The 14,582-nt window shown below is 59.0% G+C and carries 15 protein-coding genes; 12 read left to right on the top strand and 3 right to left on the bottom strand.

The genetic code is table 11. From position 1 onward, the window contains the following. The first annotated feature begins 12 nt into the window (after positions 1–12). From AB5Z02_RS15500 to AB5Z02_RS15480, 5 genes are all read left to right on the top strand, one after another. On the top strand, positions 13–1,053 hold the full coding sequence (locus tag AB5Z02_RS15500) for a DUF3549 family protein (protein ID WP_244775415.1): 1,041 nt from the start codon (positions 13–15) through the stop codon (positions 1,051–1,053). A gap of 111 nt (positions 1,054–1,164) precedes the next feature. Next, on the top strand, positions 1,165–1,464 hold the full coding sequence (locus AB5Z02_RS15495) for a DUF3301 domain-containing protein (protein WP_019445210.1): 300 nt from the start codon (positions 1,165–1,167) through the stop codon (positions 1,462–1,464). A gap of 74 nt (positions 1,465–1,538) precedes the next feature. Next, the gene (locus AB5Z02_RS15490) at positions 1,539–1,775 is read left to right on the top strand and encodes a DUF2789 family protein (protein ID WP_005338602.1); all 237 of its coding nucleotides are present in this window, start codon (positions 1,539–1,541) and stop codon (positions 1,773–1,775) included. A gap of 84 nt (positions 1,776–1,859) precedes the next feature. Beyond that, on the top strand, positions 1,860–2,156 hold the full coding sequence (locus AB5Z02_RS15485; RefSeq protein ID WP_005343755.1) for a DNA-binding protein: 297 nt from the start codon (positions 1,860–1,862) through the stop codon (positions 2,154–2,156). A gap of 3 nt (positions 2,157–2,159) precedes the next feature. After that, a complete protein-coding gene (locus tag AB5Z02_RS15480) occupies positions 2,160–2,945 on the top strand; it encodes a Zn-ribbon-containing protein (RefSeq protein ID WP_236767483.1) in 786 nt (261 codons plus the stop codon). 92 nt (positions 2,946–3,037) lie between these two features. Here AB5Z02_RS15480 and syd read toward each other — a convergent pair whose 3' ends face one another. Beyond that, positions 3,038–3,586 carry a SecY-interacting protein gene (gene syd / locus AB5Z02_RS15475; protein ID WP_368216385.1) on the bottom strand — a complete coding sequence of 183 codons (549 nt, stop codon included), beginning with the start codon at positions 3,584–3,586 and terminating at the stop codon, positions 3,038–3,040. A gap of 204 nt (positions 3,587–3,790) precedes the next feature. Here syd and queF point away from each other — a divergent pair, with 204 nt between their 5' ends. The 7 genes from queF (at position 3,791) to AB5Z02_RS15440 (ending at position 13,015) form a co-directional block, all read left to right on the top strand. After that, a complete protein-coding gene (gene queF / locus AB5Z02_RS15470) occupies positions 3,791–4,639 on the top strand; it encodes an NADPH-dependent 7-cyano-7-deazaguanine reductase QueF (RefSeq protein ID WP_368173696.1) in 849 nt (282 codons plus the stop codon). A 210-nt stretch (positions 4,640–4,849) separates the two neighbouring features. Further along, positions 4,850–7,132, top strand: coding sequence for a hypothetical protein (locus AB5Z02_RS15465; protein WP_019445908.1), 2,283 nt, complete (start codon positions 4,850–4,852; stop codon positions 7,130–7,132). Between the two features lie 83 nt (positions 7,133–7,215). Then, positions 7,216–8,832: a diguanylate cyclase gene (locus AB5Z02_RS15460; RefSeq protein ID WP_368174815.1), complete on the top strand. Its 1,617-nt coding sequence runs from the start codon at positions 7,216–7,218 to the stop codon at positions 8,830–8,832. A 148-nt stretch (positions 8,833–8,980) separates the two neighbouring features. Beyond that, positions 8,981–10,336, top strand: a complete 1,356-nt coding sequence (ppnN, locus tag AB5Z02_RS15455) for a nucleotide 5'-monophosphate nucleosidase PpnN (protein ID WP_005338611.1) — start codon at positions 8,981–8,983, stop codon at positions 10,334–10,336. Between the two features lie 135 nt (positions 10,337–10,471). Further along, the gene (gene xni / locus AB5Z02_RS15450; protein ID WP_368216384.1) at positions 10,472–11,272 is read left to right on the top strand and encodes a flap endonuclease Xni; all 801 of its coding nucleotides are present in this window, start codon (positions 10,472–10,474) and stop codon (positions 11,270–11,272) included. A 159-nt stretch (positions 11,273–11,431) separates the two neighbouring features. Continuing rightward, complete coding sequence (locus AB5Z02_RS15445) at positions 11,432–12,439, top strand: isocitrate dehydrogenase (protein WP_005349723.1); 1,008 nt, start codon at positions 11,432–11,434, stop codon at positions 12,437–12,439. Positions 12,440–12,556: 117 nt separating this feature from the next. Further along, a complete protein-coding gene (locus AB5Z02_RS15440) occupies positions 12,557–13,015 on the top strand; it encodes a hypothetical protein (protein ID WP_005358627.1) in 459 nt (152 codons plus the stop codon). A gap of 82 nt (positions 13,016–13,097) precedes the next feature. Here AB5Z02_RS15440 and rlmM read toward each other — a convergent pair whose 3' ends face one another. Together rlmM and AB5Z02_RS15430 are read right to left on the bottom strand one after the other, a co-directional pair. Beyond that, the gene (rlmM, locus tag AB5Z02_RS15435) at positions 13,098–14,192 is read right to left on the bottom strand and encodes a 23S rRNA (cytidine(2498)-2'-O)-methyltransferase RlmM (protein WP_139405780.1); all 1,095 of its coding nucleotides are present in this window, start codon (positions 14,190–14,192) and stop codon (positions 13,098–13,100) included. Then, positions 14,185–14,571 (bottom strand): DUF423 domain-containing protein, encoded by a 387-nt coding sequence (locus AB5Z02_RS15430; protein ID WP_139741857.1) that lies wholly within the window; start codon positions 14,569–14,571, stop codon positions 14,185–14,187. The genes rlmM and AB5Z02_RS15430 overlap by 8 nt, the downstream gene beginning before the upstream one ends. Positions 14,572–14,582: the final 11 nt, after the last annotated feature.

The following is a 14,582-nucleotide window of genomic DNA, read 5'->3' as shown; positions in this document are numbered from 1 at the left end:
CCGGATCTCACCATGTCTGCGACGCCTACTGCCATCAATACCTTGACCGAATTTCTGACTCAGGCTGGCACCCAGTTCCAGCTGTTTGACATGGGCCGCCAGGTGCGGCCACTGGCAAGCGATACCTTTGTGCGCATCGAACAGCAGCAGGAGCCCTATCCCTGGCCGCTGCAACAGCACGCTTGGCTGGGTGTGCACTTCTTCCAGCCGAGCGAGTCTCGCCACTACCTCTGGTTCCTCAAGTTCGCCCTCGATGAGCGCGGCCTGCTGATGTCAAATGGCCCCAAGCTGTTCATGGATCAGGTGGTGGAGACCCTGGGCTACAAGCTCACCGGCGATCTGGACGAGGAAAAAGCCCAGCGCTTGGCCGACAATCCCTACACCTTCCGCCCGGCGGAGGCAAAAATGGCCAGTCTGCACGCCAAGCTGGCGCGCCAGCTGGAGCAGGCCCCTTCCGCCTATTTCGATGCCCTCTGCCACTATCTGGCCGCCCCCAACGACACCGGTTGGCAGACGCTGGGACTACAGGGCTTTGCCGATCTGGCCGAGCGACTGCATGATGAACGCAATCTGGCGCTGATCTGCAAGGCGCTGCCCAAACTGCCGCAAGAGCCGCTCTACGCCCTCTGCCAGAGCCTTGAAAACGCCCCGCTGCCGCCGGCAGTACAAGGCGCCCTGCTCGAGCGGATCGGCAAGGAGCAGGAGTGCGCCGCCCCCAACCCGGAGACCCTGGCCTATCTCTGCCGTGCCATGGCCTCCTGCCCCGGCAGCACTTTGCGCACCAACAAGCTGCTGACCCTGCTGCAAACCCAGCCAAGCCCGGCGCTGCTGCTCGCCATTGCGGGCCGGCTCTGGCCCGATCTGAAAGATGCCAATCTGCTCAGCCACTATCTGGAACAGCTGGCACTGCAACCGACCCAGTTCTTCAATCAGGTTTTTGCCGAGTTGGTCACTTTACCGGCCCTGCGCAATGATATGCTGGCCAGACTGCGTGACCCCGACCGCAGCGATGCGCTGGGCAAGGCCATCGGCCGTCTGTTTGCCTCGGCCTGATCCCTCGCCTCCCCCTCACGCCACGAGGCAACACGGCGGGAAATAGAAAAGGAGATCGGGAGTGCCGAGCAGGACTCCCGGTTATCGACATCACGATAAGGAAGCCCGCCTATGGGAGAGATGCTCGGAATTTTGTTGCTGATTGCCGTAGCCGGCCTGTTCTGGCTGCAACGCCAACAGGCAGAAGTGGCCTGGCAATACATGCGCCGCTATTGCCAGCACCATGACCTGCAACTGCTGTCGCTGGCCCGCAACCGGCGGGAGCTGGCCCGCAATCCCCTGCGGCTGCTGACCCACTATCAGTTTGAATTCTCCAGCGATGGCGAGAGCCACTATCAGGGCACCCTCAAGATGCAGGGGCTGCACGTCGTGGGCGTTGATTTGCCACCCCATCGAATCCCCTCAGCCTGACCCCCAATCTCGTCTCTGCGCCCGATGGCTGTGCCTGTCTATAATCTCAGGGATTAAACAAAGGGAGAGACGAGATGGAACCCCTTGTCCACGATCTGCCAGCCCTGTTTGCCCAGCTAGGGATGGCCAACGACGAGCTGAGCCTGCACCGCTTTGTGCACGACCATCACCTCGACAATGAAACCCTGTTGCCGGAGGCCGGTTTCTGGAACGCCGCCCAGGCCAGCTTTCTGCGCGATGCCCTGTGGAACGACTCCGACTGGTGCGAGGCGATCGACCAGCTCGATGTGATGCTGCGCCAGCCCCGCTAAGCCGCCCGCCCCTTTCCTCCCCTGCTGGCTTTGGTTAAGATCCCGCCCCGATATCGATCCCCCCTTCTCACCCAGAGCATGCTTATGTCCGCCCACGAGATCATCCGAATTGCCAACGAGCTGGCCGCCAAGGGCCTGACGCCCACCACCGCCATGATCAAGGCCCGCCTCACCCAGCCTGTGCCGATGGCCGAGCTGCTGAAAGTGCTGAGCCAGTGGAAGCAGCAGCCAGTTGCGACCGCCGAGAGCGAGATCCTGCCAGAGGCTGTGCCTCAGCCAGCACCGGAGCTCACCCTGCAGCAACTCGCCGAACAGCTCGCGCGCATCGAACAGAAGGTGGATCGCCTGACCGACCTGCTCCTCCAGCAGGGGCAAGGCTGAGCCATGTATATCGTCGAACTCTGCTTTGAGTGTTACCGCGATACCTCCCTTGGCGAAGCCGAGCGGGCCATCGTCAACTACCTCGACATGTTGCGTTATCAGGGTCAGATCCTCGGGCGGGAGTTCCCCACCAGCATGCATGACGGCTATTTCGTCAGTCGGGTAGTCTGCCCGGAGCAGGATAGCCTGCACCCCGACAACCAGAGCGAGCAGGTCAAACTGGCCGAACAGCAGCTCAATCAGGCCGGGCTGCTGGCGCCAAAACTCCAGCTGCAGGGGGCTGATCTGCTCTCCGACAGCACAGATCCTTGCGGCCAGCAGGGCGAGCGCCCCAGCTGGATGCTGCTCTATACCAGCTTTTTGCATACCTGCTCGCCGCTGCGCTGTGGCGACCACTTCGCCCCCATTCCGCTCTACCAACTGCCCGCAGTCGCCAACGGCGATCAGAAGCAGATCATCAAGTGGCAGGAGGATTGGGAGGCGTGCGATCAGTTGCAGATGAACGGCTCCATCGCCGAACATGCGGCGCTGCACGAAATCGGCGAAGTGGGCAGCCGCCTCTACCGGCGCGGCACCGACCTGGCCAAGCGGCTGGAAGTGCTGAGCGGCATCCCCACCTACTACTACCTCTATCGGGTGGGCGGGCTGAGCGCGGCCGAGGAGAAGGCGCGCCCCTGCCCCAGCTGTGGCGGTGAGTGGGCGCTGGCAGAGCCGCTGCACGAGATCTTCGACTTCAAGTGCGACAGCTGCCGTCTGGTCTCCAACCTCTCCTGGGATTTCAAGGATTAAGCGCGTTCCCTGTACGCGATGCCATAAAAAAGAGCCTTGCCGCATGGCAAGGCTCTTTTCGTTCCGATGAGTAACCTTGGCTCAAACAGGTGCTATTGCGGCAACGTCTCCAGCCGCTCCAGAAACGCCGGTAGGGAGGGAGCCAGCGTCAGACGGCGGCCGGAATCGAGCCACTCAAGCCACACCTGACCACTCTCGTTATCCAGCGAGATGAGCGTCATCTCGTTGCGGGTGGTGGCAATAAAGATGGAGGGGGTTCGTTTTAGCTTGCGCAGCATCAGCAGGTGGCCGATGAGGTTCTCCCTGAGCAGGTCGAGATCCCCGTCGTTCCACGGCAAGATCAGTTCAAGGCGCAGCCCCTTGAAAAGGCAGGGGATAGGGCGGCTGAACCAGTGGCCAAACAGGGTGGTCGCTGCGGGATGAAGCTCCAGCTCCAGCGCCTCGTTCATGGCGGTGAAATCGCCGGGCTCGGAGCGCTGGTGAGGGCGCCAGGCCACCCGACCATCGGCGGGCTCACCAAGCTGGCAGGGGGAACGCCAGTCCGCCTCCCACTCGCACAGGGGCAGGCCTCGTCTGGCCTCGCCATCCCGTTGCCAGCGGGCAAAAAAGTGCTCCAGGGCAGACAAAACTTGATCCGACATCGAAAATCCCCACAATTGCTGGCAAAGTCCGCTATTGCACCACCAAACCCGGTAACAGACAAGGTTGCCAGCCGACCTTGCGACCCGGGAAACAGAACACGGGATACAGAGAGGCCGACGCCCAAGCCAAACGGCTGCAACCATCCGGCCCTGCAATGGCCCGTTTCATTCAACTCATCATGAGCACATTACGTGAGCAACCCTGTGAGCAAACAAGATAGATACGCCGGGGCCAGCGCCCTGACCGGCCTGAGCCTGGGCCAGCAATCCGATTACATCAGCCAGTACTCCCCCTCCCTGCTGCAGCCGGTTCCACGTAGCCTGAACCGGGATGATCTCAAGCTGGGCGATGACCTGCCCTTTAGCGGTTGCGATGTCTGGACCCTCTATGAGCTCTCCTGGCTCAATGCCAAGGGCAAGCCGATGGTGGCGGTGGGTGAAGTGGCCATTCCGGCCACCAGTGCGAACCTGATCGAATCCAAATCCTTCAAGCTCTACCTCAACTCCTTCAACCAGACCCGTTGCGACTCTATCGAGGCAGTCGCCGCCATGCTGACCAAGGATCTGAGCGCCTGTGCGGGTGAGATCGTCAAGGTGACCCTGTTCCCCCTCGACAAGGCGCCGCACCAGATTGCCCAGCTGCCCGGCGAGTGCATCGATGAGCAGGATATCGAGGTAGACAATTACGAGTTTGATGCGTCCCTGCTGCAAGGGGCAGCCGGTAGCGAGCTGGTCGAGGAAACCCTGCACAGCCACCTGCTCAAATCCAACTGTCTGGTGACCAGCCAGCCGGACTGGGGCTCTGTAGTGATCCGCTACAAAGGGCCGAAACTCGATCGGGAGAAGCTGCTGCGCTATCTCATCTCGTTCCGCCAGCACAACGAGTTCCACGAGCAGTGCATCGAGCGGATCTTTATCGACCTCAAGCACTATTGCCAGCCTGAGCAGTTGACCGTCTATGCCCGCTATACCCGCCGCGGCGGCCTCGACATCAACCCGTTCCGCTCCGATTTCGAAGCGGTGCCCGCCAACCTGCGTCTGATCCGCCAATAAAGTCGAGTTGCGACGGAGAGGGCAGTCGCACTGCCCTCCATGAATGGCAAAAAGGTTTCAATCGATGCTTTATGCAGCTGGGATAAGGGGGCTGGATAATAAAATCCAGACGAAACCCACTTGCCGGCCACCAGCAAACCACAGTAAACGCTGGACTCGCAGGGGGGGGCTTGGATAACATGCCAACACCTCTGCGCCGTCCTTAATCCAATGAATCAACTGTTTTTTCTGGCCATGATGATGTCCTCCCTGTCAGCTCCGAATCTGGATCTGGACAAGGAGCAACTCTCTATCGATCTGCAACAAGCGCAATCGATGGTACTGACCGATCCTGCCAGATGCGTCCAGATCACCACAGCCTTCCTGACGCGCGCAGCCAACAATCCCCAGCAAATCATCAGCAATCGCCAGGAGTTCGGTTATCGCGAGCCCATCCTGAGCTACAGCACGGCGGCCCAGACCATAGGCGCCCATCTGCTCAAAGGGGAGTGTCTGCTGCAACTGGGCCAATATCAGGCCACCCAGCAAGCGCTCGACAAGGCGATGGCGCTGGCAGACAAAGAGCGGCAACCGGAACTCAAGGCCCACGGCCTCTATCTCAAGATCCGCAGTCAGGCCCTCAAACCGGATAACCAGAGCACCAGCCGCGCCCTGATGGATCAACTGGACGAGCAGCTGGCCGTCCCCACGCTCAAGCAGAGCCAGTTGCAGATTTATGGCCGCCTGCAACGCACCAGCTACGACATCGAGAACCAGCACTTCGATGATGCCAAGGCCCACTTGGCAGATGCGCGGATCTGGGCCGCCAAGACCCCCAATCCTCTCGCCAGTGCCTGGGTCAGCGCCATCAGCGGCGATCTTTATCGCGCGCTGCAGCAGCCGCAACTGGCGCTGGGGGAATATATCGATGCCCAGCAACAGGCCAAAAGCCTCAATGACCCGCTCTTTCTCGGCCTGCTGTCGAACCAGATAGTCAAACTCTACCAGCAGGAGCAGGAGCCACAGAAAGCGCTGCAGTATGCCAATGAGGCGGCCAACTACTTCCACTCCATCGGCAACCCCTCCCTGCTGTGCGACTCCCTGATGGTGCTGGCGCGACTCAACCGCGAGCAGGGCGACCTCAATATGGCGCTGGTCTACTTCTTCAATGCGCTGGATCTGCTCGATGAAGGGAGCAACCGACCACAAGCCTCCCTGCTCAAATACGAAATCGGCAAGACCTACCTGCAAAGCGGCAACCTCTCGCTGGCCAGCAACTACCTCAATGCGGCCCGTCAGTCCCATGAGCTGAGCGATGCCAAAGAGCCGCTGATCGATACTCTGCTGCTGCTCGGCGAGCTCTATCTGAAGAAGCAGGAGGCCGCCATCGCCATCCTGCAGTTGGAGAACGCCCGCGCACTGGCCAATCAGCTCGGCGATACCCGCCGCCAGTACGAGGTATTCCGCCTGTTGTCGCTGGCCTATGAGCAGAAGGGGTATCTGCGTCAGGCTCTCGACAGCTACAAGCGCTTCCACCGTCTTGGCGAAGAGGTGCGCCAGCAGGAGCAAGCCATGGAGCAGGCGGCGATCCGCGACAACTATGTCCAGGTCGAGCGGGTACAACATATCAAGGAGCTGGAGCAGCGGCTTAACAACAGCCAGCATCAGCAGGAGCGCTATCTCTGGTCGAGCATCACCACCAGCCTGCTGCTGGCGCTCTTTATCTACCTCTTCTTCACCCTCTGGCTCAAGCTGCGTACTGCCCGCCTGCAACTGAAACGGACCAATGAGGCCCTGCTGATCGAGCCACGCTCGGGGCTGGCCAACTGGCAGCGGCTGATGAACCGCTGGCCCCGGGAGATGGCAAAGCGCCAGCTCAAATCGGATCGCTGGTACCTCAGTGAACAGCCCTCCAGCGAGTTCGATGACAAGCTGCACTATCTGCTGTTCCGGGTGCCTTTCCTGGTCAACACGCTGGAGCGCCACGGCTATCAGGCCAGCAGAGAAATCGAGCAGGCCTTTGGTGCCTATATGGACACCCTGACTCCACAAGATGGCCGTATCTATGACTTGCGTGAAGGACACATGCTCTATGTGGTGCCACAGCGCCACGTCACCAACCTGCATCAACTGGCGGGAGACCTGCTGACCGCCATCGCCGCCTTCCCTTGCAACTATCCGCTGGATCGCCGGATCAGCCTCGGGATTGTCAGTCACCCCTTCCTGCCGAAAGCGGCGACCGCGCTCGATCACAATGGCCTGTTTGACCTCTGCTATCTCGCCCTGTCGGGAGCCATTCAGCTCAGTGAAAAATGCCAGCAAAACGCCTGGTTGGAGCTCGCGGCGATCGATTGCCAACAAGCGGCATTTTTTAATGGAGATGTGTGGCAATGCGGCCTGATGGCAATTGACAAGGGACTGGTAAAAGTCAATTCTTCTCATGAAAAGCAATGGGTTAATTGGCCCAGCCTTGCAAGGAAGCCGGCAGCCGATAACCACCAGGAAATAATGTAGATAACAGGCGAGGATCGAAACCAAGTTCGACCACTGTTGCTATCCAACACCAAAAACAATAATGACAACAGGGCGACCTGATAATGAATGACATCGCTGCCGTAGCAGGACAATTGGCAAGACTCAGGGAATCCCTTCAGCAGAAACAGCTGGAACTCGACGGCGTACTGTCGTTTTCCGATGCCGAGCGTGCCCGTGGTATCCAGTTTATCAACAAGTTGATGCTCTCCTGCCGTGGCTTCGACCGCGAGCTGGACAATCGCTTCGCCAAGCTCAAGCAGAAACTGGATAACAATCCCGCATTTACCGCGCTAGACGAGGATCTGCTGGCCATTGAAAAACTGCTGCAGCAGCACAGCAATGCGCTGGAAGAGTCGATCACCCTGACCCAAACTGCCATCGATCTTGGTTCCAAACAGCTGAAAACCATCAAGGGCTTCCCGGAAGAGACCCGCAAGTCCCTCAAGGAATTTCTGGCAAGTCCTGCCGGTTACGGCATTGCCGATCACCAGAAGAAGGTGATCAAGCTGCTGGAGTTCTACCAGCAGGCGATCAAGATCCAGCTGCTGCCAAGCCAACCCCTGTTGGCACCTTCAGGTGCAACTCAACAAGCAAGCGATACTGCCAGCAACGATGGCCAGCCCGATGTAGACCCGTTTGATCTAAAAGATCACGCTCGCATCGCCGATGAGTTGCAGCGGCTTATCACCGAACTCGACTTTGCCGGCGCCATCGGCGAGAGCCTGAGCGACATTCGCCGCCAACTGCTGATCGGGATCAACCCTGCCCTGCTGGCGGAAACCTGCCTGCAGGTGATCGAGCTCATCATCGAAGGCACCCGTGAGGAGCGCAAAGCCTCCCGCGCCTTCCTCAGCTCCCTCAACGAGAGTCTGTCCGCAGTACATGTCGGCTTTACCGAATCCCTCGATGAAGGGCGTGCACTGCAAAACGAAACCCGAGAGACCCGCGAAGCACTGGTCAACGAGTTGCAGGCGATCGATCACTCTCTGGCCAGCCATAACTCCATCGATGCGCTCAAGCGCGCCATCTCCGGCCATATGGGCGCCATCAACCTGCTGCTGCAAGAACGGGAAAGTACCGCAGCACGGGAACGTCACCTGCTCACCCGCCTCTCCACCATGGAGTCCAAGCTGCGCTTGATGAAGGAGGAGACCGCCGAGTACAAGAAGCGGCTGACCATTCAAAAACACAAGCTGTTCCTCGACAGCCTGACCCAGGTGCACAACCGGGCCGCCCTCGATGAACGGCTGGAGCAGGAGTACAAACGTTGGCTTCGTTACCGCACTCCGCTCTGCATGGCGATCATCGACATCGATCACTTCAAGAACATCAATGACAACTACGGCCATATGGCGGGTGACAAGGCACTGAAAGTAGTCGCCAAGGCGCTGCAGAGCGCGCTGCGTGACACCGACTTCATCGCCCGTTTTGGTGGGGAAGAGTTCGTGGTGTTGCTGCCCAACATCAACCCGGACAAGTTCCAGAAGCCGCTGGAGACCCTGCGCCAGACCATCAAGAGCATCCCGTTCCGTTTTCGCGATGCCAAGGTGGAGATCACCATCTCCATCGGTGCAACCCTGTTCAAGGATGGGGACAACCCATCAGATGTGTTCGAGCGGGCGGACAAGGCGCTCTACCACTCCAAGCACACCGGTCGGGATCAAGTGACTCTGGCCTGACAAGCGGCTAAAAAAACAGCGAACAGTCGTCGCCCTATTTCCCTCCCCCCTCTATTACCACTACTATCGATCTCAGGGGATGCAACATAGCGTCCCCTTTTCTCCCCAGGGAAAAGCACAACGATAACAAGTGAGTAAAGGGGAACCTATGATTACGCACATCAATCCCGTCGGCAGCATGGATTTGCTGTCACAGCTTGAGGTGGATCGCCTCAAGCAGACCGCCTCCAGCGATATCTATCAACTGTTTCGCAACTGCTCGCTGGCAGTGCTCAATTCCGGTAGCCATACCGACAGCTCCAAGGAGATCCTGGAGCGCTTCAAATCATTCGATATTCATGTGATCCGGCGCGAGCGCGGGGTCAAGCTGGAACTGTTCAATGCCCCCGAGCACGCCTTTGTCGATGGCGAGATCATTCGCGGCATTCAGGAGCACCTCTTCTCGGTGCTGCGCGACATTCTCTATGTCTCCAATCAGCTCGAGTCCAACCGCCAGGTCAATCTGACCAACTCCACTCATATCTCCAACGTGGTGTTCGCCATTCTGCGCAACGCCAAGGTGATCCTGCCCGGCGCCGACCCCAACCTGATCGTCTGCTGGGGTGGCCACTCCATCAACGAGATCGAATACCAGTACACCCGCGCCGTGGGCAGCGAACTGGGCTTGCGTGAGCTGAACATCTGTACCGGTTGCGGTCCGGGCGCCATGGAGGGCCCGATGAAGGGGGCCGCCGTCGGCCATGCCAAACAGCGGGTGCGCAACGGGCGCTACATCGGCCTCACGGAGCCTTCCATCATTGCGGCAGAACCGCCCAACCCCATCGTCAACGAGCTGGTGATCCTGCCGGATATCGAGAAGCGACTTGAAGCCTTCGTGCGTCTGGGCCACGGCATCATCATCTTCCCGGGCGGGGTGGGCACCGCCGAAGAGCTGCTCTATCTGCTCGGCATCATGATGCATCCGGCCAACGAGCGGCAGCCGATGCCCATCATCCTGACCGGCCCGAAAGAGAGTGCCGACTACTTCCGTGCCATCGACGACTTCATCAAGGCAACCCTCGGTGAACCTGCGACCAAGCTCTACCGGATCATTGTCGGCGATGCGCCGGAAGTGGCCCGGGTGATGAAAGAGGCGATGCCGAAAATCCGCGAATACCGCAAATCGGTCGGCGATGCCTACTCCTTCAACTGGTCCCTCAAGATTGAGCCGGAGTTCCAGCTCCCCTTCGAACCGGATCACGCCAGCATGGCCAGTCTGGATCTTCACCGCAACCAGCCGCCCCAGTTGCTGGCCGCCAACCTGCGTCGAGCCTTCTCCGGCATCGTCGCTGGCAACGTCAAGGAAGGGGGCATTCGCGCCATCGAGAAGAAAGGCCCCTTCAAGCTGCACGGCGACAAGGAGCTGATGCACCTGATGGACAAGCTGCTGGAGAGTTTCGTCAAGCAGCAGCGGATGAAGCTGCCGGGCAGCCAGTATGTGCCCTGCTACGAAATCGTCCGCTAGGGTACAGATAGATCATCGAAAGAGGGGCGCATCGGCGCCCCTCTTTATTGGTGCTATGCCTTCCCGACCGCCATCAATCCCCCATAAGGCGAGCGGTTTGTTACAATGGGGCGTCCCGACAGCCAAGAGTGCCCCATGTCAACTATCCGGCCACACCTGCTCATCATCGATGCCCTCAACCTCATTCGCCGTCTGCACGCGGTACAGGCCCAGCAGGCACTGACCCCTGCCCAGGCGCTGGTTGCATCCCGCGCCAACCTTATCAATACCTGCCGCAAGCTGCTGGCCAATAGCGAGCCGACCCATGTCATTGCCGTGTTTGATGGCGAGGTGCATAGCTGGCGCAAGGAGGTCTATCCGGCCTACAAGGAGGGGCGAACTCCCATGCCCCCCGAACTGCGTGAAGGGCTGGCGACCCTGCAGGATGCCTTTTGGGAGTGCGGGGTCGATGCCCTGCTCTCCGAGACCGATGAAGCGGATGATCTCATCGCCACCCTCGCCAGCGGCATCGCCAGCCATGGCCATCAGGCGACCATCATCTCCACCGACAAGGGGTTCTGCCAACTGATCTGCCCGCAGATCCGGGTGCGCGACTACTTCAACAAGCGCTGGCTGGATGCGGCCTTCGTCCAGCAGCAATATGGGGTAGCCCCTGCTCAGCTGGTCGACTTCTGGGCCCTGACCGGTATCAGCGGTTCCAATATCAAGGGGGTTCCGGGGATCGGCCCCAAGACCGCCACCCAACTGTTGCAGCAATATGGCAATCTGGCAGCCATGCTCGAAGCCTGTCAGCAAGAGGACGCCGCCAAGCCACTGCTCAAGCTGCGCCAACATAAGGATGAGGCCCTGCTGGCCCAGCGGCTGGTGCACTTGCAGCGGGATATTCCGCTGGGATTCAACCTGCGGGACATCCGCTACCCGCCCCAGCCAGACTAAAGTGCCGAACAAAAATGCAGGCAAGGGCGTGAACCATGACGAGACTCACCCTCGCTGTTGATAAAAGTGAGTAGAATGTAAAGGAATGTGGTTGGTTTGCTGAGTAAATGCTATAAAGCAGCCCCATCCTCCCCTATACCCTGGAAGTGGAACCCTCACATGTCCAAAAGAAAAATTACCGTGATCCCCGGCGACGGCATCGGCCCCAGCATCATTGAATCAGCCATCCAGATCCTGACCCATGCGGGCTGTGACTTTGAGTACGAATACGCTGATGCGGGTCTGGTTGCCCTCGAGAAGCATGGCGAGCTGCTGCCCCAGGCTACCCTGGATCTGATTGAGAAGAACAAGGTGAGCCTGAAAGGGCCATTGACCACACCGGTCGGCGGCGGTTTTACCTCCATCAACGTCTCCCTGCGCAAGAAGTTCAACCTCTACGCCAACGTGCGCCCGGTCATCTCCTTCAAGGGCACCAGAAGCCGTTACGACAACATCGACATCATCACGGTGCGTGAAAACACCGAAGGGATGTACTCGGGTGCAGGTCAGAAGCGCAGCGATGACAACAAGAGTGCAGAGGCGATGAGCATCATCACCCGTGAAGGGGCCGAGCGCATCGTCAAGTTCGCCTTCGAGCTGGCTCGTCAGGAAGGGCGCAAGAAGGTCACCATCATCCACAAGGCGAACATCCTCAAATCGACCTCCGGCCTGTTCCTCGAAGTGGCACGTGAAATCGCCAGCCACTATCCGGATATACAGAGCGAAGAGATGATCGTCGATGCCGCCTGCATGAATCTGGTGATGTACCCGGAGCGTTTCGATGTCATGGTCACCACCAACCTGTTCGGCGATATCCTCTCGGACCTGTGCGCCGGTCTGGTCGGCGGCCTTGGCATGGCACCTGGCGCCAACATCGGCGATGGCGCGGCCATCTTCGAAGCGGTCCACGGCTCTGCCCCCGACATCGCAGGCAAGAACATTGCCAACCCGACCTCGGTGATCCTCGCCTCCATTCAGATGCTGGAGTACCTCGGCATGCAGGATAAAGCAGAGCGGATCCGCGAGGCGGTGCGAGCTACCATCGAATCCGGTGATCGGGTCACCCGCGATCTGGGTGGCACGGCTTCCACCAGCGAATTCACCCAGGCCATCATCGATCGCCTGTGAGTTAATTCATTGATTTTAAAAGGGAGCTTCGGCTCCCTTTTTTATGTTTCCGAATCCTTTGCCACTCCCCAAACAGCAACTATGTTCAATAGAGAAGAAGAACAGGGAGTGTTTTTCATGAAGGGATACGGGTGCTATCTGGTGTCGGGTCTGCTGCTGGTGTGTGGCACTGCCAGTGCTTTCGAGCAGGATCAACAGACCCAAACCGCCAAACTGCCACAGCAGGAAAAACGGACTGCCACCGAGGTATGGCGCTCGAGCCTGAATACCAACGACCTGCTCAAGGCACCCAAACCCCTGTCGTTTGGTATTGAAGTCTCCACCGACAACTTTGGTAATCAAAAGATCACCTCCTACCCGCAGCTTAATCTGACCCCGGAAAAGAGCGTCAGTCTGTCGGTCGAACGCTTCAGACCCAAGGTCAAGTTTAAGGCTGGCGGAATGAACACCGCCCTCAGGCTGAGAGGAGACGGGATAAAGATGCAATTCAATCCGGTCGACAAAACCATCCCGCTGCAGATAGAGATCAAGGTGACCGACGACGAATCTTCCCTGCGCCTCGATTACCGTTTCTGATATTTTCCGGCAGCCGAATAGCAAAAGGCCGACAGGTTTCCCTGTCGGCCTTGGTATTTATCGTACGGGCTGAACGGCTACATCACGCCTTGGGCTCGAGTTTGGAGACCCAGTACTTGTTGTAAACATGCACGGTGATCTCTTCTCGATCGTGATAGAGCTGCTTGGCCTGGATCACGAACGCGTTGTCGATCTCCTTGAGCATCTCGCGCAGCACTTCGATATTGTGTACCGATTCGGCATAACGCTTCTTCATCGGCAGCTTGAGGTTGAACATCGCCTCCTGGCAGTCGCCCTCACGGAACCAGTCCGCAATCATGTGAACGACCCGCGCCGGTTTATCGACCATGTCGCACACCAGCCAGTAGGTGTTCTTCTTGCTCGGACGCCAGACGAAACCGTCATCCCGGATATGCTTGACCTGACCGGTATCCATCAGGGATTGGGCCATCATGCCGTTGTCGACCGCTGTCACCATCATGCCACGACGCACCAGCTGATAGGTCCAGCCACCCGGGCAGGCGCCCAGATCCACCGCCTTCATGCCTGAGCAGAGACGCACATCCCACTCTTCCCGCGGCACGAACACGTAAAACGCCTCCTCCAGCTTGAGGCTGGAGCGGCTCGGCGCATCGGCCGGGAAGCGCAGGCGCGGGATCCCCATGTGGAATCCGGAGTTGTTGAACGAATAGGAGTAGCCCAGCAAGACATGATCATTGGCCATGAAGAAGGCGTGGAACACCGGACGGTTTGGCGTCTCCTTCTTGGTCAGGATCTCGTTGCTGCGCAGCGCCTGACGCAGCGGCACGGTGAACTTGCGGCAGAAGGCCGACAGCTCTTTCGCTTCGTTGGTATCCGCGGTTTCGACACGCAGATCACCGCAAATGGTGTAGTCACTCACCGCCTCAAGGATGGGGGAGATCCTGTCCGCGACATCCAGCTCCTTCAGCTCATGGGTGACCACCAGCATCTGGCGGATGAAGATGAGCTCCCGGAATGGCAGCTTGCGAGCCAGCAGGTCCGCCTGCTCCTCGTCATACAGTTCGAAGATCACATAACCGCTGTCGTCCTTGACCCGGGCGAAACCGTAGCACTGCATGTTACCGGCACGCTCGGTGATCTCTGCAGCCGCCTCTTTCTCAAAACCGGGGCGGCAATAAAGCAGCAGATTATTCATTTTTTCCTCCAAGACGACAGCCAGCCCAGATCAGGGCCGCCCATCCCAACATAAAACAGAGGCCACCGGCCGGAGTAATCAACCCCAGCCCCTTGCTGCCAAGCAGCACCATGGCGTAAATACTGCCGGAGAATCCGATGATCCCCAGCACAAAAGCGGTGCCAGCCAGCTGGATCACCCTGCTGCGCACACCACACCAGCCCAGAACCAGCAGGGCCAATGCGTGAAAAAACTGATATTGCACGGCGGTATTGAATGCCGCCAGACGCTCGGGTGTAATGCCGGTCGCCGCCAATCCATGGGCGCCATAAGCCCCCAGCATGGTGGCCGTCAACCCGAAGAGACCGGCCAGTATCAGCCAATGTCGATGGATCTGCATCCTCACAATCC

It is taken from the genome of Aeromonas sp. R2-3, from assembly GCF_040908375.1.
In the GTDB taxonomy this organism is placed as follows: domain Bacteria; phylum Pseudomonadota; class Gammaproteobacteria; order Enterobacterales; family Aeromonadaceae; genus Aeromonas; species Aeromonas veronii.
Note: the sequence above shows the minus strand (reverse complement) of the source record. Positions and strands in the feature narration are given on the sequence as shown.